Genomic DNA, 215 nt, shown 5'->3' on the forward strand with positions numbered 1-215 from the left:
TCTATCAATACTCCAGTAGTAGTAGATGCCTTAGACGGTGATGAAGATCCAGATGGCGACAATGGTAATTTAACGATTACAGAAGTAGCAGGTATGGCAATTACAGATGGAGGACCAGCCGTAATTTTAGCTGACTTGACCGAAGTAACCTTAGTAAATGGTGAATTGATAGTTACCCCAGTAACAGACAGTACAGAGCCGATCAACTTTGACTA

At 41.4% G+C, this 215-nt stretch carries 1 protein-coding gene; it reads left to right on the forward strand.

The window, feature by feature from the left end:
* The coding region (locus Q0838_RS14335) for a hypothetical protein (protein WP_298956584.1) at window positions 1-215 on the forward strand (215 nt) is incomplete at both ends.

Source organism: uncultured Nonlabens sp. (assembly GCF_947495285.1).
Classification (GTDB): Bacteria; Bacteroidota; Bacteroidia; order Flavobacteriales; family Flavobacteriaceae; genus Nonlabens.